Source organism: Bradyrhizobium diazoefficiens, from assembly GCF_016616235.1.
In the GTDB taxonomy this organism is placed as follows: Bacteria; Pseudomonadota; Alphaproteobacteria; order Rhizobiales; family Xanthobacteraceae; genus Bradyrhizobium; species Bradyrhizobium diazoefficiens_H.
Window position 1 is genome coordinate 2,452,578 of the sequence record NZ_CP067100.1, and the last position, 22,544, is coordinate 2,475,121.

A 22,544-nucleotide genomic window follows, 5' to 3' on the forward strand; every position below is an offset into this window, starting at 1 on the left:
CAGCTGGCCAGAGTCGGGTGTCGACGACGCAATGGGCCCCCTCACGGACGTGTTGCGGGGCGAAGTGCAGCCCCTCAACGATCACGCCGGCGACCTCGCGCTCCGGTTCACAACTCGCAATATGCACTATCCTAGAGTTGCGCATTCTACTCTTCCAGTTCGTTCCCGCCAATCGGGGCCGCCCCTACGGTCAGAAGTGTGAAGCCTTGAGAAAGGCGGCTGTTTCCGGCTGCTGTGGACACTCAAAGATCTGTTGCGGCGTCCCGATCTCATGGACCAAGCCTCCGCGAAAGAAAGCGACTCGGTCGGATACCTCTCGCGCAAACCGCATTTCATGCGTGACGCAGATCATCGTCATGCCCTCCTTGGACAGCATGCGCATTGTATCGAGCACTTCACCGACGAGTTGCGGGTCAAGTGCCGACGTGACTTCGTCGAACAGCATATAGTCGGGAGACATCGCGAGCGCCCGAGCGATCGCCATTCGCTGTTGCTGTCCTCCCGATAGGCGAGATGGAAACACCTTGAGCTTGTCGTGGAGGCCGACATGCCGAAGCTGTTCGACAGCGATTGCCTCTGCCTCCAGCCGGGTCTTCCCGAGCACCTTGCGCAGAGCCAACATGACGTTTTCGATCACGGTCAGGTGAGGGAAGGCGTTCCATTGCTGGAAGACGATACCGATCTTGCGACGCAGCTCGTTGAGATCGGTCGTTGCGGCATGAACATCCACGCCATCGACAATGATGTTGCCGGACTGAATGGGCTCGAGGCCGTTAATGCACATCAACAACGTCGACTTTCCGGAGCCGGAGCCACCGATCAGCGACAGAACCTCTCCTTTATTGACCGTGAGGTTAATTCCTTTGAGCACCTCAAGGGAGCCGAACGACTTACGCACATCCTTGATATCAATCATTGCATCTGCCACTTTCTCTCGAGATATCCGCCGACGCGCGCAATCGGGAAGCTCATTGCGAAGTAGATGAGGCCGGCGATCGCTAATACGAGCAGCGGCTCTTGGGTCCGAGTGACGATTGTTTGCGAGGTTCGAAGAAGCTCGGCGATCCCGATCCAGAGGACCAGGGCCGTGTCCTTCATCACAGCCAGGACCAAGCCGATCCAACTCGGAAGCATGACTCGTGTTGCAATCGGAAGCACGATCGACATCAGGTCCTGGCACCTCGTGAGGCCGAGCGAGCGAGCGGCACGGCGCGTCGTTTGCGGCACGGCCAGGACACCGCTTCTGACGATCTCAGCGCAATAAGCTGCCGTGTATATCGCGAGCGTTATGCAAGCGATTTTAAAGGGCGGTAGTCCGAATTTCGCGATCGAGCTGAACGAATTGATCAGGACAAGCTGGATCAGCAGCGGCACCGATCGAAAGATCTCCAGGAAAGCGCCGAGTACGATTTGGACCCAACGCGCAGCGCTGGCACGCACGACGCCGAAGACGAGCCCGAGAATGGTTCCGCCGAGGACGGCCCAGAATGTGATCGCAAGCGTCACACCTGCGCCCTGCAGCATGAGCAGCACATCATTCCATGACAGAGAGCCCTGAAACACGACGCTCTCCCTCAGTACCGAAATAGCCGTACGGCCATCAGACCCGCCGAAAATGTGAACGTCTTGGCGACAAGCAGGTATAGAACCGCTGCTGCTAGGAAATATTCGAACGTGCGGAATGTGCGCACATTCAGTTCCTGCGTCACGCCGGTCAGATCGGACGTGAGGCCAACGACCACGCCCAAGGAGGTCATCAATATTGACCACACCATCTGATTGGTCAGAGCGAAATAGACGACACGAAACATCTGTGGAAGGATAATCAGGCGCATGCTTTGCCCGGCGGCCATGCCGAGCGAGCGAGCCGCGCGCATTTGCGTGTCGGGCACCGCCTTGAAGCCACCGCGGAAGGTTTCTGCCAGATAGCCGGCGTTGTTGAACGAGATCCCAACCAGCAACGCCCAATAGGAGTCGATGCGGATGCCGAGCGATCCGAGCCCGAAATAGATCATATAGATCTGAAACAAGGCTGGCGTGTTGCGCGCGATTTCAACCCAGGTTGCGGCGACCGCCGACACCAATAGGCTTTCGCTACGCTTGAAGAGAGCGAGGCTTAGGCCGATGATTGTGCCCACCAGCATCGCGAGGGTGGCAATCTCGAGTGTAACGAGCGCTCCCCACAACATGTCCGGAAGTGCCTGGAACACCGGGCGCCAGTGAAACGAATACTTGAACATGATGACGCCAACCTCGCCTGTGAACCTTGGGGAGGCGAAGCGTGGATGCTCCGCCTCCTTGCAAGGTTCAGCGATACACGCCGGGAACGGTCAGAGCCGGCACATCGCCGGCCGCCTTACCGACCCACTTGTCGTAGAGTGCATTGTACCGGCCTGATCGAACCTGCTGATTGATGAACAAATTCAGGTAGTTGAGGAGGCCCTGCTCCTGACGCAGCGCGATGAGTGCGACGTAATCGGGCACAATGGGTGCAACGCCGACGACCTTTAGGCCGGGATACCTGCCGGACTTGATGATGTCGGCCGCAACCGTCGATGCGACCCAGGTCGCGTCGATCTGCTTCTGACTGAGCGCCAGAAACACATCGGCTTGCGACTGAAATGCGCGGAAGCGACCTCTAGGATCGTTGAGGGCCTTCACATTGGCCTCAAGGCCGATCGTTTCATAGTTGCCTGCGACCCCACCGACAGGGTGGCCCTTGATCTCGTCAGGCTTGGTGATGCTTGCGTCCTCGCGCGCGAGTACGACCGTGTTCAGAACGAAATACGGGATGGTGAACCCAATCGTTTTCGCACGCTCGAGCGTATCCGAGGTCGAGGCCACGCCGACATCTGCGCGATCGGAGATCAGCGCGGGAATACGATCGGGAAACGGCGTTTCCACGATTTGGGGCTCGACACCGAGAGCCTTTGCCAGATCGCGGCAATACTCGACATCGAAGCCTTCCGGTTCGTTCTTGGCATTGCGATAGCCCATCGGCGGATAGTCGAGGACCACCGCGCAACGCAGCTTTCCGGAGGAGATAATATCGTCGATTTTGTCGGCTTCCGCGCCGGTGCTGACACCGATCGCGAGGACAGCCACGACACAGCCGATGTGTAGGTTGCGAAATGGGTAGAACATCAGGCGTTTCCAGAATTTTGTTGTGGTCTGCTCGGTCGGATTCCCCATTGCCGTACAGCCGTCACAATCTAAACGCCGCGGGACAGCAGTTCCTGCCGTTAAGAGGGCGGAGCTCAGGGCCACTTCGTCGTTTTCTCGCGAATTTCCTTGGCATTCTGCTGGTAGGGCTGCGTGATGGTGAGCCCTGAATGGTTGCTACGGGAACGTTGCGTCTGGATCGGGCCAAGTATTAGCAATGGGCGACTGCTGCCGAAAGAAGGCCTTCGGCACAGCTTGGTGGCAATGCTCGTCGTCTGCTTCCCTGAACACTCATCCAGACTAGCGTCAGCCAACACTAACGAAGAAGGACTTGTAGAAGAGGACAAAATGACAAAGCCTATAAGCATCGATGATTTTCTATCCGTTGATATCAGGGTTGGCACTGTCGTTGAGGTGGCCGCCTTTCCGGAGGCCCGCAAGCCTGCATGGAAACTGAAGATCGATTTTGGCGCCGAGATCGGTGTCAAGAAATCCAGCGCGCAGATTGTTGCGCTGTATTCGCGTGAGCAATTGATCGGCCGGCAGGTCGCGTGCGTCGTCAACTTGTCGCCCCGTAAGATCGGTCCGTTTCTCTCTGAAGTGCTGACGCTGGGGTTTCCCGACGAGCAAGGCCGCGTGGTTCTAATCGCTCCGGAACGCAGTGTTCCGAACGGCGCTAGGATGTTTTAGCCGCACACCGAATGGTGGGTAATAGCCTGTCCTTGTCTTGTGATCGGAAAGGACAGGCCGCCGTCCCGGTGGCGCTCTTGGCTGTAGATCGGGAAGTCGCGTACTACTCAGGCCAAGATGCTTGTTCAAATTGACGATCTTGAGATGTCGGAATTCGTTTTGGAGATGCCTGACGAAAGAACGCAAGTCCTTTAAGACGAGCAGGAATTTCGCGCCGTAAGTCTCGGCGCCGCACTATACGCCGCGGCCCGGCTGCGTTGCTGCGCCGCTGACGTTCCTCGGCTAGTCCCACGTGTGGCTCCGGCTACCCTAGAGCCACAGGGTCGATTGATCTACTGCTGCGCATGATCCAGGTGACCTGCTCTAGGCCGTTAGCAGGAGAGTTATCAACTCCGCAGTGTTCGCGGCATTGTACTTCCGCAGCAGTCGCGTGCGATAGATGTCGACTGTTCTCGGGCTGATACCCAAGGCTTTCGCGACCTCTTTTCCAGTCTTCCCCTCGATGAGAAGCGTGGCCACGTCGCGCTCGCGATCCGTCAAAGATGATCTGAGCGATTGCCCTTCGGCGCCGGTCTTTGCCAGTTCTGTGAACACCCACAAGGTGTGCGCGTGAGCGTTCCTTGGCGTATAGGTGAAGCCGCTCACCCGGACCCAGAATAGGTCGCCGTTGATCCGGCGCATGACACGGTCGTCACTATAGCTACGCTCCGCCGATAGCCGAGCACCAACCCGACGTCCCGTGCTCTCGTAGTCCGCCTGGGTTGGATAAAGGCGCTCGAAGGTCTGACCGACCAGATCTGCGATCGAGCTGCGGAAAATGGCTGCGAACGTGTGGTTGCACGCAACGATCACGCGGTTACGCGCAATCGCTTGGCCGACGGGAGAGTTCTCGAACGCGCGCTTGTAATCCACCTCCACCCCTGTGTGCTCCCGGTTGTGCGAACGGCGCTGATCGGCCCGAACACTTAAGTGTTCAACACCTATAGCATTAAGTGTTTAGGTGTCATACCGTAAATGAACGCACCTGGAGGATTTCCCGTCGTGAGGTTCCAGGTGAAATCAAAAGAGCCCGGTTCTGGGCCGAAATCGCGGGGAAGCGTTAGGTAGAGCGGAAATGGCAGAAGCACAGCTTGAGATTTCTGATCTCTCGATCCATTTCGGAGGCGTTCACGCGCTTGATGGTGCCTCCTTTGCAATCAGGTCAGGCATCACGACAGGTCTGATCGGCCCCAACGGCGCCGGGAAGACAACGCTCTTCAATTGCATCTCGGGACTGACGCCTGGAGCGAGCGGGACCGTCAGGTTTGGCGGGCGCGATATCTCCCGCGAATCTCCCCAGCAAATCTCCCGCGCGGGTCTGGTCCGCTCGTTCCAACTGGCTCGCGGCTGCGAGAACATGACGGTGTTCGAGCATCTCATGCTTTATGGTCCACGCCAGCGTGGTGAGGGACTCGCGAGCGCGCTGCTAGGCAACGCCGAGGTGCGCAGGCAAGAGGAAGCGCTTCGCGAGGAGGCGCTCGACATCGCGCGGCGCCTCAAGCTTGCGCATGTTCTCGACAACCTCGTCACGCGCCTGTCCGGCGGCCAGAAGAAGCTGTTGGAGGTCGGGCGTGTTCTTCTCGCCAAGCCCAAGATGATCCTGCTCGACGAGCCCATGGCGGGCGTGAACCCCACGCTTGTCCAGGAGATCGCCGATCATCTCGTTGAGATGCGCAAGAGCGGCATCTCGATTGTGCTGATCGAGCACGAAATGGAACTGATCGAGCGCCTTTGCGACGAGGTCATCGTCATGGCGGGCGGGCGCTTCCTAACGCGCGGCAGCTTCTCCGAAATCGCGGCGAACCGCGACGTCCAGGAGAGCTATTTGGGGATTCGGCGCCAATGACCGACCTTGCTGTCCAAGGCATCCGGGGCGGCTACCCGAACGCTGAAGAAATTGTTAAAGGCATCGACCTGGACGTCCGGCCTGGCGATCTCACGGTCATTATCGGCCCAAACGGAGCCGGAAAATCGACGTTTCTGAAACTCGTCGCGGGTTTGCTGAAACCATCCTCGGGAGTGATCAGCCTGCAAGGGCAGCCGCTCCAACTTGGAAATGCTCAAGCCGCGTGCAGGGCCGGAATGAGCTTCGTCCCGCAGGAGAGAAACGTTTTCGCGAGCCTGACGATTCGCGAGAACCTTGAGATGGGCGGATATCTTCTCCGCAAGGGCGTGAAGGACCGGATCGACGAGCAACTGTCGCGCTTCCCGCTGTTGAAGACCAAATTCCGCGAAAGGGCGGGGAACCTGTCGGGCGGGCAGCGCCAGGTGCTCGCCATGGGCGTGGCGCTCATGACCAGTCCGAGCGTGCTGCTGCTCGACGAGCCGACGGCCGGGCTATCGCCGGCTGCAGCGGACGAGATATTCGAACTCGTTCGGGATTTGGCGAAGTCGGGCCTCGCAGTCCTTATGGTCGAGCAGAACGCCCTCCTGGCTCTCGAATACGGGACCAAGGGCCTGGCTCTGGTCGCGGGCCGAAAAGCACGCGAGGCCTCCGCGTCATCGTTGCTCGCCGACGACGAAGTGCGTCACCTGTTCCTTGGCCGACGCGAGCACGGTCCAGCCATCCAACACGAAGCAAAACGCGAGGATCATCATGAGGGAATTTGACCGTAGGCGTTTCCTTGCCGGTGCCGCCGGTGCCGGCTCTATGGCGGCTTTTTGGCCGCGTGCGCTGCTGGCGCAGGGCACGCAGCCCATCAAGATCGGCATCCTGATCCCCCTGACCGGGTCAACCAGCCAGTTCGGGGCGACGATGAGTGCTGCGGCCAAGATTGCCGTCAGCAACATCAACGCCGCCGGAGGCGTGGCCGGCCGGCTGGTCGAAGTCCTGATCGAGGATGACCAGAGCAACCCGGAAGCCGCGGTTCGGGCGGTACGCAAACTGATCGACGTCGACAAGGTCGTCTCGATCGGCGGTTCCTACGCTTCGGCCGTAACATCGGCGATCGCGCCCTTGTGCTATGAGAGCAAGACGGTGCTCTTCACCTCGTCGGGGGCGGATAGCATCACAAAGACGCCGCACAACGGCTACGTCTTCCGCACCTCCCCGACCGTCACTTTGCAAGGCACGCGGGTGGGACAATACGCGCTGGAACTCGGCGCCAAAAAGATGTTCTTCCTCGGGCCGCAGACCCCCTTTGCCCAGTCCTACATCGACATCATCTCGAAACTGTTCAAGGATGCGGGCGGATTCGGACAGGGACTGATCTACGAGGACAAGCGCGCCAGCTACCGGACCGAGGTCGATCAAGCGCTGCGGACGAATCCAGACGTCGTTGTGCTCGGCGGCTACGTACCGGACACCTCCGTCGTTCTCAAGGACCTCTATCGCGCCGGCTTCGGCGGCAAGAAGATCGGGTACTCTTTCGGAGTGAACCAGGTCCTGGCCGACGGACTGCCTCACGAGGTGTCAGAAGGCACCGCCTCGCTCGTGCCGTCGGCGTCCGAAGATTCGACGGCCTATAAGACACTCATCGGCAAGATGGGCCGGTCGGCCCTCGATAGCTATTCGTGTCAGGTCTACGATCATGTCGTTCTGACCACTTTGGCACTCGCGCAGGCTGCGGCCGCGTCACCGAACGGCACCGTCGTCCGCGACGCCGTGAGAGCGATTTCTCAGGATCCGAAGGGGGAAAAGGTCAGCGACGTCGCACAGGGGTTGAAACTCATCGCCGACAAGAAGCCGCTCAACTACGACGGCCCGAGCGGCCCACTCGAATTTGCTGCCAACGGCGATGTCGAAGGCGTCTTCTTTCGGTATGAGCAGGTTCAGAAGGGTAAGATGGCCCTTCTGAAGGTCGCCTGAGCGAATTAGGTGGCGATCCATGTTCACCGAATTCGCACAATATGTGCTGAACGGCCTTGTGCTGGGAGCGCTCATCGCATTGCCGGCGCTGGGGCTCACGTTGATCTTCTCCGTGCAGGGGTTCGTCAACTTCAGTGTTGCCGCCCAGATGACCGTCGGCGCCTACGCCGCTTGGCTCGCAGGAGCTTATTTGGGATGGTCTTCCATCCTGATGCTGCTTTTCGCATTCCTGGTCCCTGGCATGCTGGGCGTCGCGGCCGACCGGCTCGCGCTCGCTCCGATCCGGCGCCAATCCGGTGCCCACACCGCCTTGATGCTGGCGGTCGTCTCAATCGCGCTGAATCTCGCAATCGAGAATGCGCTCCGCTTCCTCTTCGGGAGCAATCTAAACAGCTTCGACATTCCGGTCGAACGCAACCTTCAGATCTGGGGGTTGAGCGTCGGTCCCCAGCAGCTTCGCAATCTGGTCACCGCACTCCTCATCGCGGTAGCGCTTGCGGCATTCTTTTCGCTGACCCGGTGGGGCAAAGCGATGCGGGCGGTTGCCGACAATACTGACCTCGCCAGATTGAAGGGCATCGAGCCACGCAATCTGGCGAACCTCGCGACGTTCATCGGCATGGGGCTCGCCGGCATCGGCGGCTCGCTGCTGGCGATCGATACCAGCGTCGATCCATCGACCGGCTCGCGGCTTATTCTAGTTATTTTTTCGGCGAGCGTGCTGGGGGGATTGACGAGCCTTTACGGTGCGGTCCTGGGGGCGCTGATCATCGGTGTCATGGGCGAGGTCGCGATGATCGCGATGCCTCCCGTATATCAGTCCCTCACGGCCTTTCTCGCGATTCTCTTCATCCTGCTGGTGAAGCCGACAGGCCTCCTCGTCGGCGCGGAAGGGGTGAGAAAATGACCTCGTATCTTTTGTTCATCGGAACCATTGCCGCCATCTACTCCCTGCTCTCGCTCGGCCTCGTCGTCAGTTGGGGCCAGACCGGTATGGTCAATCTCGGCCTGGTCGGTTTCTTTGGCCTTGGCGCTTATTGCTCCGCACTGCTGACGAAGTTCGGGGCACCGATCGGAGTTGGATGGGTCGCGGGAGCGGCACTATCAGCCGCGATCGGCGTGGCGTTCTGTCTTCTGACTCGAACGCTCCGAGGCGACTACCTCGCCATCGTGACACTGGGCTTCGGCGAAGGCCTGCGTCTTGTCGAGCTCAATGAGCGCTGGCTCACGGGCGGCAGCGACGGCATCTCTGGCATCCGCGCCCCGTTGAAGGATACGCTCGGCGATCTCTATCCCTGGTTTTATTTTGCGCTGGCGTGGGCCCTCGTCGCCCTCGTTGTCTGGGTCCTCACACGCATCCTTGGCAGTCCCTTCGGCCGAGCCCTTCGCGCGGTACGGGACGACGAGAAGATCGCTGCCGTGGCGGGCAAGAACGTGCTGCGCCTGAAATGCCAAGCCTTCGGAATAGGGGCAGCTCTTTTCGGCCTTGCCGGCGCGCTCTATGCCCACCTCACGAGCTACATCTCCCCCGACAACTTCGTCGTTCAACTCACCATCTATATCTTCCTCGCCGTGACCGCCGGCGGTTATAGCCGATTGATTGGCGCTGTGTTCGGCTCCCTGGCAGTACTGACGATCCTGGAATCCTCGCGTTTCGCTGCTGAGTACATTCCGGGCCTGAGCGCCGTGCAGATTGCATCGCTCAGGGAGTTCGCGATCGCGGTCGCACTAATCGTGATCATGCAACTACGGCCACAGGGCGTTTTCGGCCTTCGGAACGAGCGTGCGGGTGCTGGCGCTATCGACGCCACGTCCTCTGCGCCGACCGTTGCGACAGCATCGAAGTGAGAATGCCACTATGACAAATAGCTCCATTGCCGGGGGGCCGGGAGACGAGTTCGCCACCATGTTCGCCGCGGCCGGCCTGCCGGGATTGACGGCGGCGACCAAAAGAACACGAGGCCGCGAGCCCCATCGATATCTCAAACTGACGGGCGCCCGCGTGATCGACGGGACGGGCGCGCCGCCGTGGGGGCCGGCGGATCTAGTCGTTGAGAATGGCCGGATCGTCGCGCTCGCCAAGACAGGCAAGGCGAAGCTTCCAGAGACGGAGAATGCCAACGATGTGCTGGAGATCAACTGCTCCGGCAAGTTCCTCACTCCAGGGCTCATCGACTGCCATGCTCATATCGGCGCCCCGTTCCATGCCAAGAACGGGCCGCAACCTTCAGCCGACTACATCTACAAGCTCTGGCTCGGACATGGCGTCACGACCGTGCGTGAGACTGGATGCTTCAACGGCCTATCCTGGACGTTGCAGCAGAAGGCGGCGGCCGAGGAGGGGCGTATCGACGCCCCACGGATTATGGCCTATGCGCCTTTCCCGGCGACGACCGACTATGTCAAGAGTCTGCATACGCCGGAACAGGCCGCGGCCTGGGTCCGTGATGTCAAGGAGGCCGGCGCTGACGGCATAAAGTTCTTCGGAGCGCCGCCGGCTTTGATGAAAGCGGCGCTCGAAGAGTGCACTCGGCGCGATCTGCGGAGTTGCTGTCACCACGCTCAGCTCGCGGTCGGCCGGATGAACCCGCTCCAGACGGCCGGTTGGGGTCTCAGCAGCACCGAGCATTCCTACGGAATCCCTGAGACGCTGCTCGAAAACCAGACGCTGCAGTCGTTCCCTCCGGATTACGATTACGGGGACGAATATCTGCGCTTCTCGGCGGCAGGCCAGACCTTCATGCAGGCCGCCCTCCCGGGCTCGCCGAAGTGGGAAGCGGTCCTTGGCCTCTTCCTTGAGGCGCGCCACACCTTCGTCCCGACCTTCAACGTCTACGACGGCAATCGCGACCTAATGCGCACGCGGCGGGCCGATTGGCACGAGCGGTTCACCGATCCGACGCTCTGGGCCTATTTCCAGCCGCAGCGCGGCGGACACGGGGCCTACTGGTATCGCTGGTCGACGACGAACGAGATCGAGTGGCGGGAAACTTTCCGTCTCTGGATGCGCTTCGTCAACGACTACAAGAATCTCGGCGGTCGCATCGCCGTCGGTAGTGATTCCGGCTTCATGTTCCAGACATACGGCTTCGGATATATCCGGGAGCTGGAGCTCCTCCAGGAGGCCGGATTTACGCCGCTAGAGGTCCTACGCTCTGCGACGGCGTGCGGTGCAGAACTGCTGGGCATCGAGCAGGATACGGGGACGCTCGAGATCGGAAAGCGCGCCGACATCCTCATCCACCGCAGCAATCCGCTGACAGATTTCAAGCTGCTCTACGGCACCGGGGCCATGCGCCTGAACGACGTGATGAAATCCGTCGACTGGGACCGCAGCCTGGAGACCGTGATCAAGGGTGGGCTGCTCTATGACCCGGTCGAACTCCTCGACGATGTCGAGGCGATGGTCTCCGCAGCCAGACAGGAGCGCTGATGGATCGCTCGGGCTCAACCGCCGATCGTCCGGAATTCTTCGTGCTGACGGGGCCTTTGGGGACCGGCAAGACGACGCTCCTGTCGGAGTACCTCTCCTTCGCCGACACGTCCGACACGGGTGTGCTCGTCAATGATGCTGGCGAGGTCAACATTGACGGTGCGGTGATTGGTTCGGACCATCGTAATCTCGCCCTCGCCACGCTGGACGGTGGCTGCGTGTGCTGCTCGCTCGGCAACGATCTTCAGGAGGGGATCGATGCCTTGCTGCAGGCGCGCGCTGAACGACGTCTGGGCCCTCCGCGGCGGATCATTCTCGAAACGAGCGGGCTTGCCGAGCCCGCGCCCATCATCCGATACCTGCGCGCGATTCGGCAGGTCGAGTTCGACGTCCGGATCGTCGCCACCTTCGACGCATCGGGACCAACCGTCGGCGAAAGCTTTCTTCCACACTACGCATCCCAACTCGCGGCCGCGCAAACGATCGTGCTGACCAAGCTCGACAAGATTTCCGAGCGACAATGGGCTCGCAGCGCCGCAGAGGCTCAACGCTTCAACCCGCTAGCCGGGCAGGTCGTAACGGATCGGGCTTGGGAACGGGCGCTTGCCGCGTTCTCTAGGCATGGCGACCGACCTTTCGCTCGGGCTCCGCAATTCTCCGCAAGCGCGGCCTCACCCTCCCGTATCACGGTGGTCTTCGCGCAATGGCACGCGACTGCGTCCTGGGAGGCAATTTCCGAGTGGATCGAGAACCTCGCGGGTTTCTTCGGAAGCCGCCTCTTGCGCCTGAAGGGTCTGGTCAGGCCCGACGGCTATCTAGACCCCGTGCTAATCAACGGTGTCGGCGACGCGTTCTCGCCGCCCAGGCGGATCCGCGTCTTGGACGACATTCGTCTCGGCGTGATGCTGATCATGCGTGATGTGGCGAGAGATGAACTCTTCCAACCCTTCGGGGTCGAGAACCCACCCACGGTGAGGATCCGATGATTGCGTTTGACGATCTCCGGGACTTCCTCGGCTCGTTGACGCGAGCGACGAGCGAGGGGGCGGCGTTCTCCGCTCTCGAGAAGAGGTCGGCGCGTCTTCACAATCATGTCCTCTTCACTTGCTTGCGCTTCGACTATCGCGATCAGGTCATGTTGAGGCTCTATTCGAACCGTGAGGAGGTTAGCCCGATAGGAGGCCAGAAGCCGCTGCCGAGCGGACCATGGGCCGATCGGCTCATTCAGGAAGGCAGGAGCTATATCGGGCGGAGCCGGCAGGATCTGAAAGAGGTCTTCTTCGACTATGAGCCGCTCTGGGCCATCGGCTGCGAGAGCGTGATGAACATCCCCATTCGTTGGAAAAGCCACACCGTCGGCTCAATCAACATTCTCGGCCGCGCCAGCCAATATGATGACGTTTCGGCCGAGCATTTCGCACCCTACGCCCAACTCGCCGTTCCGTTGTTTCTGGACACTCGAGGACCGTGCGATGCTCGCCTTTGACGCGACCCTTCCGGCCCGTCGGGACAGATCAGGCGCGACAGCGCCTGAGTATAAGATACCGAATCTCGCGTTCCGTTCGGGCGACGCGACGACGGCAGCGCGAAGCGATCTCCTTCGACGCCCTGTCGCAGCGCGACTTTCCCTTCGTCCGCGTTTAAGTCGCCGTAAAACAAAACGGCAGAACGGATCGATTTGGTGGCTATTTTCGGCAGCGTCTGCGGTCTAGCCAGAAGAGTTGTTTCCCAATTGCTTCCCCTTTGGAGGCAATGTGGTTGTGTTCAAAGGGAGCGAACGATCTTGCGGGGCAGGTTTTTATAAGCGCGATATGAGTGAAGCGGTCAGCAGGATCCGACTTGGTTTTCCGACGACGCAACACTTCCCTGGATGAGACGATCCGCGTCTCCTTCCGTAAAAGCAGGATATAGGTCGATGAAACTGACAGACTTCAAGGCGCTGACGTTCGATTGTTACGGAACGCTGATCGATTGGGAATCGGGCATGTTCGAGGCGCTGAAGCCCCTTACGGCCCGGCTCTCTTCTCCGCTGACGCGCGATCAGGTCCTTGAGGCCCACGCGCGCCATGAATCGTCGCAGCAGACTCAAACACCGGCCACGCGCTATAGCGATGTCCTGCCGATCGTGTACAAGCGGCTCGCCGAAGAATGGGGGCTGCCTGTGACGTGGGATGAATGCGTCACCTACGGGCAATCGGTCAGAAACTGGCCCGCTTTCACGGATTCGGCCGGCGCGCTCCGGTATCTCAAGCGCCACTACAAGCTCATCATTCTGTCGAACGTCGACAATGCGAGCTTTGCCGCGAGCAACAAAAGGCTTCAGGTCCAGTTTGACGCGATTTACACGGCCGAGGATTGCGGTTCCTACAAGCCCTCGGATCGCAATTTCGAATACATGCTGAAGAAGCTTGAGGCCCTCGGTATCAAGAAAAGCGAGATTCTTCACACTGCCGAGAGCATGTTCCACGACCACGGACCCGCCAACAGGCACGGTCTTGCCTCCTGCTGGATCTATCGTCGCCACGACCAAGAAGGTTTTGGCGCGACCATGCATCCCGGCGATATGCCGAAAGTCGACTTTCGCTTCAACAGCATGGCCGACCTTGTGAAGGCGCATCAGGAAGCGCTCAGGGACGGTTGAAATGGGGTGGCGCGAAAATGGCTGGAGCACCAAGGCTAGATCGGATCGACATCAACATCCTTGCGCAGCTCCAGGAAAACGGTCGGCTGACCAATGTCGACCTCGCGGAGGCCGTGGGCTTGTCAGCAAGCCCATGCCTTGCCCGCTTGAGGCGGCTGGAGGATGCGGGCTACATCATTAGTTACAACGCTCGGATTCATCTTCCGAAGCTCATCGAACATATCACCGTCTTCACGGAGGTGACCCTCAACGATCATCGCCGCGAGGACTTTATCAAGTTCGAAACAGCAATCCGCCGGTACGATGCGCTCCAGGAATGCCACCTCGTTAGTGGAGGCTATGACTATCTGCTGAAGTTCGTCATACGGAGCGTGGCAAAGTATCAGGAAATGATGGAACGCATTACCGAACGAAATATCGGTGTGGAGAAATACTTCAGCTACATCGTAATAAAGACGATTCACGATCGCGGCAGCGTACCCGTCAAGTCGCTCATGGAGCATTAGCTCTCGCTTAGTTTTCCCGTTGGTAAGTCACATCCGCCATGCGACAGCTGCGGTCTTCAGAGTGTTGCCTTGTGGGCAAGTCGCTTCGCGGTTTGCCATTGCACTGAGAGAGAACTATGGACGCCATCGGCACTGTTCTTGCCCGACTTCCCGCCGGCATCGTTACCGACGATCCGCATATCGTCGCCGGCTACACGACGGATTTTCGCGGCGTCTATACCGGAAGCGCAAGGGCGGTACTGCGCCCCAGAAACGTGGCAGAGGTGCAGGCGATCGTGCGGACCTGCGGCGAATTGCATGTTCCGCTTGTTCCGCAAGGAGGCAATACGAGCTACTGCACAGCCGCCACCCCGAGCCGCGAGGGAAATGAGCTCGTTCTCAGCCTTGAGAGGATGAATCAAATCCGCGAGGTTGATCGTGCCAATCTTTCGATGTGCGCGGAGGCGGGCGCAATCTTGAGTGAACTCCAGGACGCAGCCGCGAAGGCGGATCTTCTTCTTCCTCTCTCGCTCGGATCCCAGCAGTCCTGCCGTATCGGCGGAAATTTGTCGACGAACGCTGGAGGAATCTCCGTGCTCCGGTACGGAATGGCGCGCGACCTCGTACTCGGTCTTGAGGTGGTGTTGCCGGATGGCAGCCTCTACAGTGAGCTCAGCCCACTTCGAAAAAACAACACCGGTTACGACGTCAAGCAACTTTTTGTCGGCGCGGAGGGCACGCTCGGCGTCATTACTGCGGCAAGCTTGAAGCTCACTAGAAAGCCGCAGCAGAGCGTCACCGCCTTTCTTTTGCTGCAGAATATCGGCGATCTGGATGAAGTGCTCGAGCGCGCTCAGATCCAAAGTGGCGAGGCCGTCACGTCATTCGAATACATTTCCGTAACGTCGCTTCAGTTGCTTCTGAGTGCCAATCCAAATCTGCGCCTTCCCGTCGAAACGACCGGCAATCATTACGTTCTTCTAGAACTGGCGACGGCGTCTCCAACGCTCAATTTCAACGAAGTGGTGACGCAGCTCCTTACCGAGCTCATGCAGCAAGGCCTGATCGTTGACGGCTCGATCGCCTCCAGCGGGCAACAAGCGACGGAGTTCTGGCATCTCCGGGAAAACATCCCCGAAGCTGAAGTCCGCCATGGAGGTTCGGTGAAGCACGATATCGCGGTTCGGACCTCGCGTGTCGCAGCCTTCATCGAAGCCGCATGCTCGCTTGTCCGTGGCGCTTCGCCCGGTTCGATTCTGTCGGTCTATGGTCATGTTGGAGACGGGAACGTTCATTTCAACGTTCTCGCGGCGCCCGGCGTCGAACCGCAGGACTTCAAGCAACAGTTCGAAAAAGACGTTTCGCCGCAGATCTACGATCTTGCCGCGCAGATGGAGGGAACCTTTAGCGCCGAGTACGGCATCGGACGGGTGAAGCTTAAGCACCTTGAGCAGTATGGCGCTCCGGGCAAAGCCGAGCTCATACGTCGCGTTAAGTTGGCTTTTGATCCCGATGGCCTCCTGAACCCGGGCAAGGTCGTCAGCGTCTGAGAATCCTTCTTGACGACGTACGTCGAGGCAAGGGTTTCGGGCGCGCCCAAGGCGGCTCTCGAGGCGGCAGGCTCGCTCCATGCTTCCCTTGACGCCGCTTACTCGCCCGGTATGCCGATGTTCGAAGCGGGCGAAATCGGTTCTATCTAGGTCCCGTTGACCGACTGTAACGTGCCGAGGCTGGTCCGCACAGCAACTCACTTAGTGAGCGCCGCGGTGAGGCGGCGAACGAAGTTTGCGCAAATCCGGGGTTTTCACCTCGTCGCGACGCTTGGAACGCTTGGATGTTCGCGCAGGTCGGAGTGAGCCTCAATGCAACGCCGCCTGCGGTCTCGGCGCGGACGAACAATCGCTGGTTGTCACCTTGTTTGATCGGTCTGGCCTGGCGTCACGTTGACACAGGACGGCCGCGCATTTCTTCAGACAGCAGAACGACCGCTGCAGATCGAGGCTGAGTTCCTGTCCGGTTCGCGTTCGGGCAAATTGGCTGGCATCCCAAAGATCGGCATAGCCGACACGATCGCGACGTTTGAGAGATTGACCCGGCCCTTCCAGCAACTGGAGAACGAAATCAACGCCTCTGGAATTCCCTTGCGTTTGAGTCGGAGCGTCGTGACCTCGAACATGTAGCCCGCCTGCGTTGATCGAGGTCTGCATGCGTTTCCTTCGCAATTAAATTCGGCGTTGCCGCCTCGGGCCACGATGCGCAAAAAAGAGGGCCCGGCGATTGTCGCCGAGCCCATAGTATTGAGGCGCGCAATGCCACCCCAACCGGCGGGAGGAGCCGGATTTCGACGAAGAGGATGCTAGCGCCCGACCGCGGATAGAGATGCTGAAGGCCTCGCCGGAACGGCAGATTCTAGGGTTCGCGAAGCGCTCTCCAGCCGTTGTTGCTGTCGCGCTAAGCCAATCGTGTCCGACTAACTAAGCTAACGCTCACATATCCCGAGCGACAGGCTGCGCAATACACACTTGCCCGTTCACGTATCTACCAACTCAGATTGGACCCTTACGCTGATCGACGGACTCGTCTTCCCTGAATTCAACGATCGCTCGATCCTCAGATGTTCGAAAGCGGGCTCAATTCCGCTATCTATGCTGCTGCCATTGGGCAAGATGCGCCAGACGCATTTGCCGCGTTCGCTCGTGTCCGTCGCATCATCGGTGCGAGCGACAAAGGGCTTCTTGTCCTCGGGAGCGGACATTAAGACAGCCAGGGCCATTGGAGCGGTCGGAATCATTTCAGGTCGGTAAAAATCTGATGGATTCGCAGCCAACCTTGATTTAGTTCCACTCCATCACGAGCTTGGGCTACGGAGACCTGCGCCTGCGTTCAACTCCGCTAACGCTGCAGGCGGAGGATACTACGAGCCGAACAACGGTTTGACTCCTACGGTCGAGATCTAGTCGAGCGCTGCAACCATATAAGTATCCTTGTCGATCTCACCCATGTCGGCGATCGGACGGGTGCTGAGATCATCGAACTGTCAACAAGGCCGCTTTGCTGTTTCCGCGCGGGGTGCGAGCCTTTGCCGGCCAACGTTCGGAAAAAAACTGATCGACAATTGCGAGCGATAGCTGAGAAAGGGGGAATTGTAGGCATCGCCGCAATACCTCTCTCATCAAACTCCAGTCGACGTTCGATGACTATGTAATTGTGGTTCGGCACGTTTTTCTTGATTGGTGAAGATCATCTGGGTTTCGGAACCGATAGGATTTCCGGGCCAAATAGCGGCGTTTCTCAAACGCCGCTGGCGAAATGGTATTGGCGTGTTCCTCGGCCATGTCCGTCAGCTTCGTTGCGCAATCGCGCCTGCGGCTCACGGAAGCTCTTTACCGGCGGGTTGCGCGCTCGATATCGAACTATCGACGATGAGCCACGTTATCCTGAAACTGGAGCGCTCGATCAGACTGCCGTTCCGTGGCCGACGAGTTTGCGACAGCGTGACTGGAGGACATGCGGGGTACCGTGGCGGGACTTTCGTCGGTGTTGGGTTCGGCTTTCCCTCGGCCGTCGGCCCGGATCCAAAGACTCGGGGCGACGAACCTGTAGCCGTTGGCGGAGCGCATCGGCGCTTGATGAATTGAGGTGAAGGGATGGCGAGTGTTGCAAGTTGGATGGCGTCGCTTGCCATCGCACTCATTCCGACTGTACATGCAGCCGCAGCGCCAGCCGGCTTTATCTCTGCGGTTGAGGCGGTTAATGGTGCGCAAATCCACTATGTTCGTGGCGGTTCCGGGCCGCCCCTCTTACTGATCCACGGATTCCCGCAAAATTGGTCAGAGTATCGGCCAGTGCTCGAGCGCCTCGCTCGCCGCTACACTGTCATAGCTCTCGACATCCGCGGCATTGGTGAATCCAAGGGCGATGGTCCTTACGATGCGCGGACCCTCGCCGAGGACGTTAGGCAACTCGTGGCTAAGCTTAATCTGAAACGGCCGTACGTGGTCGGCCATGACATCGGGGGTCAGGTCACATACGCGTTAGTCCGGCTAGATCCAAGCTTTGCACGCGGCGCGATGCTGATGGACGCGCCGATCCCGGGCATCGATGGATGGGACGAAAGTTTAAAGCTACCTGGCGTGTGGCACGTCGGCTTCATGCAGACACCGGGCCTTCCAGAACAATTGCTCGCCGGCCGAGAAGCGGTGTTCATCGACTATTTTATGGGATTCAGTCGCTTTACGCCAGCTGAGCAAGAGGCGAGCCGGGCGGCCTACGCCACGCCCGCACAGTGGCGTGCCGCACTTGGCATCTACCGAGCCTTCCCTGAAAATGCGCGGTGGAACGCCGCTCAACACGGTGCGAACCCAACACCTATGGTGCTCGGAGCGGGCGAACGATCGCCCTTCTTACACCTGCTCCCAAAGTTCGCTGCTGGGCTACGTGCGTCGGGGTTCGCGCAAGTGAAAACCGAAGCCATCTCGGGAGCAGCGCACTACGTTATCGGAGAACAGCCAGCGTTTGTGACGGAGCTAATCGAGCGGGAAGCGGGCTCCTAGACCTTGCAGTCATGCATGAAGGCGCGGCCTGGTTGACGTCGGACTTCAGATTGTCGGGCACGATCAGGCGCGGCATGCACGAAGTTTGGGTCGGAAACGTGGTTAACTGAGCAAAGCCGGTAGCTCCAGAAGATCAGTCGGCTCTGGGTCTGCGCCCGCGGCCGTCAGCATGGCGTGGACCTGACCCCGATGGTGTGTCTGGTGGTTGAAAAGCTGCATGACACAGAACGTTTTTGGCTTCTCGATCCGGGTGGAGCCATCCCCGGAATACCAGACAAGGATCCCATCCAGGTCCGCGTCGAACAATCTCGCCGATCACTCTTCGATTTGCTCGTTCCTCTGCAAACGTAGCGCTTTGAAGTCAGCCCAATCCGATGGACTTGTAAGGGAGTGCTTGATGGTTTTCTCGGGACGCTCGTTCCCTTTTAATCGCCCCAGGATCAGGGCATCAGCCCAATAAAGGTGGTTTAACGTAGCTGCGATCGAGCGGAAGAACGCGCCTCGGTCCTTCCAGCGATCCTCGTTGGTAAGCCCCTCGGCGGCAGCAACCAATGAAGTGTTCTGCCAACTGTTGTAACGAGCCATAAGTCGGCAGTATCCGGCTGAGATCATTTTATCAGGCTCCATGCTTGTCAGTATTTGGCTGGAACAGTGCCGGACAGATTAGTCTTGTCCTATGCAATCCGCGATCACATCGCTAAGCGTCAGGCTGATGCCTGACTGACGGAATTGCCACACGTGAATAGCTTACGCTCTTTGCTGTCTCTGACAAGAGACTATTAGATCGCCCACATGGTTGTACGGGAATGGGCTACCTCCGTCCGCCGGCTACATCTTCGGCGATGAGCTCTTGTCGGCTTATGCGAACGTCGAGCGGCTCGTGACCCAGCGGCGGGCCGTGCGTCAAGAACCGCTGGCGAAATGCCCGTATGCTCGGTAAGGATCGTCTGCGCAGCACCGCAAAGGCCGATCAGCTACTTCCGTGGTTGATCTCGATCGTCTTCGGATGGACAATGCGCGCTGATCGATGACGCGCGCGAGTTCGGGAGTACAGTCAACAAATGTCGCGCGCATAGGTCGCCTCCAGAGCGATCAAGCTTTAATCCGCTCGATTTCTTATGCTTTCGGAATCGATCCAGGCCGGCGAACATTCGGCCTGGACCACCGCATTGTGTCGAGGTGCTAAGCGGCGCGAGCGACCTTGCCGGCGTCGAGTGCAGCCGCCAAGAGGCGCAATGCTTCCTCCAGGTCTTCATCTGACAGCACGATCGGCGCGAGGAAACGCACGATATTGCGGTGAACGCCGCACTTGATCACCAGTAGCCCCTGCTCGCGAGCCAGCTCCATGACTTGCTGCGCTCGATCTGCGTCGGGCTTCTTGCTTTCGGGGTCGGTGACGAATTCGATTGCGCGCATGAAGCCACAACCCCGTACGATGCCGATGTCGGAATGCTTCGCCTTGAGCGCTTCCAGGTTAGCTCCAAGCTTCTCGCCGAGTGCGGCAGCACGCTCGACTAGGCCGTCCTGTTCAAACGCGTCGAGCACCGCGAGCGCTGCGGCGCAGGCAATGGCGTTACCGCCATAGGTGCCGCCGAGACCGCCGGGTGTCGGAGCGTCCATGATCTCGGCCTTGCCGACGACGGCCGAGATGGGAAAGCCGCCGGCCAGGCTTTTGGCAACCGTGACCAGATCGGGCTGGATGTCAGAGTGCTCGAAACCGAACAGTTTTCCGGTTCGGCCGAAGCCGGTCTGGATTTCGTCGACGATGAGGACAATGCCATGACGCTGCGTGAGTTCGCGCAGCGCCCGCATGAATTCGACGGGTGCGTGTAGAAAGCCACCATCCCCCTGAACCGGCTCGATGATGATCGCGGCCACACGATCGGGAGCAATGTCGGTCGCGAAGACCTCCTCGAGCGCGGCGAGGGCGTCGTCCGAAGAGACGCCACGATAGCTGTCCGGGTAGGGCGTGTGGAAGACCTCGGGCGCGAAGGGCCCGAAATTTTGCTTATAGGGCTGGGCGAACCCGGTCAGCGTCACGCCCAGAAGCGTGCGCCCATGGAATCCACCGCGAAAGGAGATGATCCCGGGGCGATTGGTGAAGCCCCGCGCGATCTTGACTGCATTCTCGACAGCTTCGGCACCTGTCGTGAAGAGGGCACACTTGTACGGTGCGCCCTTGCCGATGAGTTTGTTCAGGCGCTCCGCCAGAACGACATAGGGCTCATAGGCAGCAACCTGGAAAGCGGTGTGGGTGACCTTCTTTAGCTGTTCCTGGACTGCGGCGACCACGCGCGGATGGTTGTGACCGACGTTGATGACGCCAATGCCGCCGACGAAATCGAGGTAGCGCCGCCCGGACTTGTCCCAGATATGGGCGCCCTCGGCGCGGTCGACTACGATCGGATGGGCGCTCAGCACGCCCCGCGGGATGTTGCTGGAGCGGGCGGCCAAGAGATCTTCGGAGGTTCTCTGGTTCTTAGACATGGGTTTTCCTTTCTGTCAGAACATTTCGTGTGCCGGATCACTCGAATTCTTCCATCGTGCCCACCACCGGCGCGGCGTGGTTCGGGTCGACCACGCAGCGGCGGCCCGGCGAGACGTTTTCGGTGGTAATGCCGAGCGCTGCGATGTCTTCCGGGATGTTGGTGTTAAGCGCGAAACTCGCCGCCAAGCGCGCCGCGGCCGCGCCGCCCATCACGCCATTGCCGCCCTGACCCGCCAACCAGACGAAACTCGGTTGTTCAGGATCACGACCGATGACGGGCTCATGATCCGGTGCGAACGTCCGCAGCCCACCCCATTTGTGCACAACCGTGCGGACATTCATCGTGGTGAAGCGGTGAATCCGGTCGACGGCAATCGCCACCTCAAGCTCATCCGCCTGGGCGTCGCACGGCGGGGAGGGCGCCATATCGATCGGCGAGACCATGATCCGGCCGGCCTCGGGCTTGAAATAGAACGTCTCGGAGACGTCGAACGTCATTGGCCAGGTTTGAATCACGCTGCCCTCTGGCGGATCGAAAACGACAGCGGTCCGACGGAAGGGAACGACATTGCGGTAGGAGAGACCCGCAAGCTTTGCGATCTCCTGCACCCATCCGCCAGCAGCGTTGACAATAACCGGCGCTTCGAATTCGCCGCGCGGCGTGGAAGCTCGCCAAGTGCTCCCAGACCGTTCGAGCGCCTCAACCCTGGCGTCGGTGAGGAAGGTGCCGCCATTCTTCCGGAGAGCCTTGAGGTAGCTCGTCACAAGAGCATTTGAATCGATATCCTTGCAGTCCGGCTCGTACATCGCCGTCGCAAATTCTTCGGCTCGGATGACGGGGCAGAATTTGAGCGCCTGCTCGGCGGTGGTCATTTCGATTGCCGCGCCCCTGCGAAGCAATTCGTCAGCCTGCCGGTGCAACTGCTTCCGCTCATGCTCGTGCGCGAGGAACAGCGCGCCGCGCGGCATCACGAGCGGGACTTCCGTGAAGTGGTCGGGAGGTGACTCCAGAAACGCCCGCGAGGCCGTCACCAGTCGACTCCAAAGGGAGGGCCCATAATTCTCCGACATCACCGCCGCGGATCGGCCGGTCGAGTGATATCCCGGGGACGATTCCATCTCGAGCAGGACGACCTTTCCCTCTCGACTAAGCTCGTATGCGACTGATGCGCCGGCGATGCCGCCACCGATGACAATGAAATCTGCTGTTTCCATGTTCCGTTTTTCCAGTCTCCACAAAGCGGA

The 22,544-nt window shown here is 59.7% G+C and carries 22 protein-coding genes and 1 pseudogene; 14 read left to right on the plus strand and 9 right to left on the minus strand.

The genetic code is table 11. The features are described from left to right. Nucleotides 1–190 precede the first annotated feature (190 nt). The 4 genes from JJB99_RS11585 to JJB99_RS11600 all read right to left on the minus strand — a co-directional run bounded on the left by JJB99_RS11585 (nt 191) and on the right by JJB99_RS11600 (nt 3,144). The gene (locus tag JJB99_RS11585; RefSeq protein WP_200498890.1) at nt 191–916 is read right to left on the minus strand and encodes an amino acid ABC transporter ATP-binding protein; all 726 of its coding nucleotides are present in this window, start codon (nt 914–916) and stop codon (nt 191–193) included. After that, entirely contained in the window at nt 913–1,563 is a 651-nt protein-coding gene (locus JJB99_RS11590; protein WP_200498891.1) for an amino acid ABC transporter permease, read from the minus strand. The genes JJB99_RS11585 and JJB99_RS11590 overlap by 4 nt, the downstream gene beginning before the upstream one ends. An 11-nt stretch (nt 1,564–1,574) precedes the next feature. Beyond that, nucleotides 1,575–2,240, minus strand: a complete 666-nt coding sequence (locus tag JJB99_RS11595; RefSeq protein ID WP_200498892.1) for an amino acid ABC transporter permease — start codon at nt 2,238–2,240, stop codon at nt 1,575–1,577. A gap of 67 nt (nt 2,241–2,307) precedes the next feature. Beyond that, nucleotides 2,308–3,144: a transporter substrate-binding domain-containing protein gene (locus JJB99_RS11600; protein WP_200500114.1), complete on the minus strand. Its 837-nt coding sequence runs from the start codon at nt 3,142–3,144 to the stop codon at nt 2,308–2,310. Between the two features lie 366 nt (nt 3,145–3,510). On the opposite strand from JJB99_RS11600, the gene JJB99_RS11605 reads away from it, so the two are divergent. After that, nucleotides 3,511–3,852, plus strand: a complete 342-nt coding sequence (locus tag JJB99_RS11605; RefSeq protein ID WP_200498893.1) for a tRNA-binding protein — start codon at nt 3,511–3,513, stop codon at nt 3,850–3,852. A 363-nt stretch (nt 3,853–4,215) separates the two neighbouring features. Here the strand turns inward: JJB99_RS11605 and JJB99_RS11610 are convergent, their stop codons facing one another. Continuing rightward, nucleotides 4,216–4,770: a LuxR C-terminal-related transcriptional regulator gene (locus JJB99_RS11610; protein WP_200498894.1), complete on the minus strand. Its 555-nt coding sequence runs from the start codon at nt 4,768–4,770 to the stop codon at nt 4,216–4,218. 196 nt (nt 4,771–4,966) lie between these two features. Here JJB99_RS11610 and JJB99_RS11615 point away from each other — a divergent pair, with 196 nt between their 5' ends. The 11 genes from JJB99_RS11615 (at nt 4,967) to JJB99_RS11665 (ending at nt 15,808) form a co-directional block, all read left to right on the plus strand. Then, complete coding sequence (locus JJB99_RS11615) at nt 4,967–5,737, plus strand: ABC transporter ATP-binding protein (protein ID WP_200498895.1); 771 nt, start codon at nt 4,967–4,969, stop codon at nt 5,735–5,737. Beyond that, nucleotides 5,734–6,501 (plus strand): ABC transporter ATP-binding protein, encoded by a 768-nt coding sequence (locus JJB99_RS11620; protein WP_200498896.1) that lies wholly within the window; start codon nt 5,734–5,736, stop codon nt 6,499–6,501. Before JJB99_RS11615 ends, JJB99_RS11620 begins: the two co-directional genes overlap by 4 nt. Next, a complete protein-coding gene (locus JJB99_RS11625; protein WP_246775204.1) occupies nt 6,431–7,699 on the plus strand; it encodes an ABC transporter substrate-binding protein in 1,269 nt (422 codons plus the stop codon). Before JJB99_RS11620 ends, JJB99_RS11625 begins: the two co-directional genes overlap by 71 nt. A gap of 19 nt (nt 7,700–7,718) precedes the next feature. Further along, nucleotides 7,719–8,606 carry a branched-chain amino acid ABC transporter permease gene (locus JJB99_RS11630; protein WP_200498897.1) on the plus strand — a complete coding sequence of 296 codons (888 nt, stop codon included), beginning with the start codon at nt 7,719–7,721 and terminating at the stop codon, nt 8,604–8,606. Beyond that, nucleotides 8,603–9,547, plus strand: coding sequence for a branched-chain amino acid ABC transporter permease (locus JJB99_RS11635; RefSeq protein WP_200498898.1), 945 nt, complete (start codon nt 8,603–8,605; stop codon nt 9,545–9,547). Before JJB99_RS11630 ends, JJB99_RS11635 begins: the two co-directional genes overlap by 4 nt. A gap of 58 nt (nt 9,548–9,605) precedes the next feature. Continuing rightward, on the plus strand, nt 9,606–11,132 hold the full coding sequence (locus JJB99_RS11640; RefSeq protein ID WP_246775205.1) for an amidohydrolase family protein: 1,527 nt from the start codon (nt 9,606–9,608) through the stop codon (nt 11,130–11,132). Continuing rightward, nucleotides 11,132–12,118: a CobW family GTP-binding protein gene (locus JJB99_RS11645; RefSeq protein WP_200498899.1), complete on the plus strand. Its 987-nt coding sequence runs from the start codon at nt 11,132–11,134 to the stop codon at nt 12,116–12,118. Before JJB99_RS11640 ends, JJB99_RS11645 begins: the two co-directional genes overlap by 1 nt. Continuing rightward, nucleotides 12,115–12,618, plus strand: coding sequence for a GAF domain-containing protein (locus JJB99_RS11650; protein ID WP_200498900.1), 504 nt, complete (start codon nt 12,115–12,117; stop codon nt 12,616–12,618). The genes JJB99_RS11645 and JJB99_RS11650 overlap by 4 nt, the downstream gene beginning before the upstream one ends. 429 nt (nt 12,619–13,047) lie before the next feature. Further along, nucleotides 13,048–13,773: a haloacid dehalogenase type II gene (locus tag JJB99_RS11655; protein ID WP_200500117.1), complete on the plus strand. Its 726-nt coding sequence runs from the start codon at nt 13,048–13,050 to the stop codon at nt 13,771–13,773. A 17-nt stretch (nt 13,774–13,790) separates the two neighbouring features. After that, nucleotides 13,791–14,279 (plus strand): Lrp/AsnC family transcriptional regulator, encoded by a 489-nt coding sequence (locus tag JJB99_RS11660; RefSeq protein WP_200498901.1) that lies wholly within the window; start codon nt 13,791–13,793, stop codon nt 14,277–14,279. Between the two features lie 116 nt (nt 14,280–14,395). Beyond that, a complete protein-coding gene (locus JJB99_RS11665; RefSeq protein WP_200498902.1) occupies nt 14,396–15,808 on the plus strand; it encodes an FAD-binding oxidoreductase in 1,413 nt (470 codons plus the stop codon). A gap of 419 nt (nt 15,809–16,227) precedes the next feature. On the opposite strand, the gene JJB99_RS11670 is transcribed toward JJB99_RS11665, so the two are convergent. Continuing rightward, nucleotides 16,228–16,434, minus strand: coding sequence for a hypothetical protein (locus JJB99_RS11670; protein ID WP_200498903.1), 207 nt, complete (start codon nt 16,432–16,434; stop codon nt 16,228–16,230). Nucleotides 16,435–17,238: 804 nt separating this feature from the next. Between JJB99_RS11670 and JJB99_RS36930 the strand changes: the two genes are divergently transcribed. Continuing rightward, the gene (locus JJB99_RS36930; protein ID WP_433995782.1) at nt 17,239–17,463 is read left to right on the plus strand and encodes a membrane dipeptidase; all 225 of its coding nucleotides are present in this window, start codon (nt 17,239–17,241) and stop codon (nt 17,461–17,463) included. Nucleotides 17,464–17,905: 442 nt separating this feature from the next. After that, nucleotides 17,906–18,811 (plus strand): alpha/beta fold hydrolase, encoded by a 906-nt coding sequence (locus JJB99_RS11680; RefSeq protein WP_200498904.1) that lies wholly within the window; start codon nt 17,906–17,908, stop codon nt 18,809–18,811. Between the two features lie 102 nt (nt 18,812–18,913). Here JJB99_RS11680 and JJB99_RS11685 read toward each other — a convergent pair. The 3 genes and pseudogenes from JJB99_RS11685 to JJB99_RS11695 all read right to left on the minus strand — a co-directional run bounded on the left by JJB99_RS11685 (nt 18,914) and on the right by JJB99_RS11695 (nt 22,514). Beyond that, nucleotides 18,914–19,438 (minus strand): annotated as a pseudogene (locus JJB99_RS11685) (DinB family protein). Between the two features lie 555 nt (nt 19,439–19,993). Continuing rightward, complete coding sequence (gene gabT, locus JJB99_RS11690) at nt 19,994–21,298, minus strand: 4-aminobutyrate--2-oxoglutarate transaminase (RefSeq protein ID WP_200498905.1); 1,305 nt, start codon at nt 21,296–21,298, stop codon at nt 19,994–19,996. Between the two features lie 37 nt (nt 21,299–21,335). Next, on the minus strand, nt 21,336–22,514 hold the full coding sequence (locus tag JJB99_RS11695) for an NAD(P)/FAD-dependent oxidoreductase (protein WP_200498906.1): 1,179 nt from the start codon (nt 22,512–22,514) through the stop codon (nt 21,336–21,338). Nucleotides 22,515–22,544: the final 30 nt, after the last annotated feature.

Excerpts from the sequence above, each read along its gene's own strand:
- JJB99_RS11615 (WP_200498895.1), top strand. The coding sequence starts at position 4,967 with ATGGCAGAAGCACAGCTTGAGATTTCTGATCTCTCGATCCATTTCGGA.
- JJB99_RS11645 (WP_200498899.1), top strand. The coding sequence starts at position 11,132 with ATGGATCGCTCGGGCTCAACCGCCGATCGTCCGGAATTCTTCGTGCTG.
- JJB99_RS11655 (WP_200500117.1), top strand. The coding sequence starts at position 13,048 with ATGAAACTGACAGACTTCAAGGCGCTGACGTTCGATTGTTACGGAACG.
- JJB99_RS11635 (WP_200498898.1), top strand. The coding sequence starts at position 8,603 with ATGACCTCGTATCTTTTGTTCATCGGAACCATTGCCGCCATCTACTCC.
- JJB99_RS11650 (WP_200498900.1), top strand. The coding sequence starts at position 12,115 with ATGATTGCGTTTGACGATCTCCGGGACTTCCTCGGCTCGTTGACGCGA.
- JJB99_RS11680 (WP_200498904.1), top strand. The coding sequence starts at position 17,906 with ATGGCGAGTGTTGCAAGTTGGATGGCGTCGCTTGCCATCGCACTCATT.
- JJB99_RS11585 (WP_200498890.1), bottom strand. The coding sequence starts at position 916 with ATGATTGATATCAAGGATGTGCGTAAGTCGTTCGGCTCCCTTGAGGTG.
- JJB99_RS11600 (WP_200500114.1), bottom strand. The coding sequence starts at position 3,144 with ATGTTCTACCCATTTCGCAACCTACACATCGGCTGTGTCGTGGCTGTC.
- JJB99_RS11695 (WP_200498906.1), bottom strand. The coding sequence starts at position 22,514 with ATGGAAACAGCAGATTTCATTGTCATCGGTGGCGGCATCGCCGGCGCA.
- JJB99_RS11630 (WP_200498897.1), top strand. The coding sequence starts at position 7,719 with ATGTTCACCGAATTCGCACAATATGTGCTGAACGGCCTTGTGCTGGGA.
- JJB99_RS11595 (WP_200498892.1), bottom strand. The coding sequence starts at position 2,240 with ATGTTCAAGTATTCGTTTCACTGGCGCCCGGTGTTCCAGGCACTTCCG.
- JJB99_RS11670 (WP_200498903.1), bottom strand. The coding sequence starts at position 16,434 with ATGTTCGAGGTCACGACGCTCCGACTCAAACGCAAGGGAATTCCAGAG.
- JJB99_RS11620 (WP_200498896.1), top strand. The coding sequence starts at position 5,734 with ATGACCGACCTTGCTGTCCAAGGCATCCGGGGCGGCTACCCGAACGCT.
- JJB99_RS11660 (WP_200498901.1), top strand. The coding sequence starts at position 13,791 with ATGGCTGGAGCACCAAGGCTAGATCGGATCGACATCAACATCCTTGCG.
- gabT (WP_200498905.1), bottom strand. The coding sequence starts at position 21,298 with ATGTCTAAGAACCAGAGAACCTCCGAAGATCTCTTGGCCGCCCGCTCC.
- JJB99_RS11640 (WP_246775205.1), top strand. The coding sequence starts at position 9,606 with ATGTTCGCCGCGGCCGGCCTGCCGGGATTGACGGCGGCGACCAAAAGA.
- JJB99_RS11605 (WP_200498893.1), top strand. The coding sequence starts at position 3,511 with ATGACAAAGCCTATAAGCATCGATGATTTTCTATCCGTTGATATCAGG.
- JJB99_RS11665 (WP_200498902.1), top strand. The coding sequence starts at position 14,396 with ATGGACGCCATCGGCACTGTTCTTGCCCGACTTCCCGCCGGCATCGTT.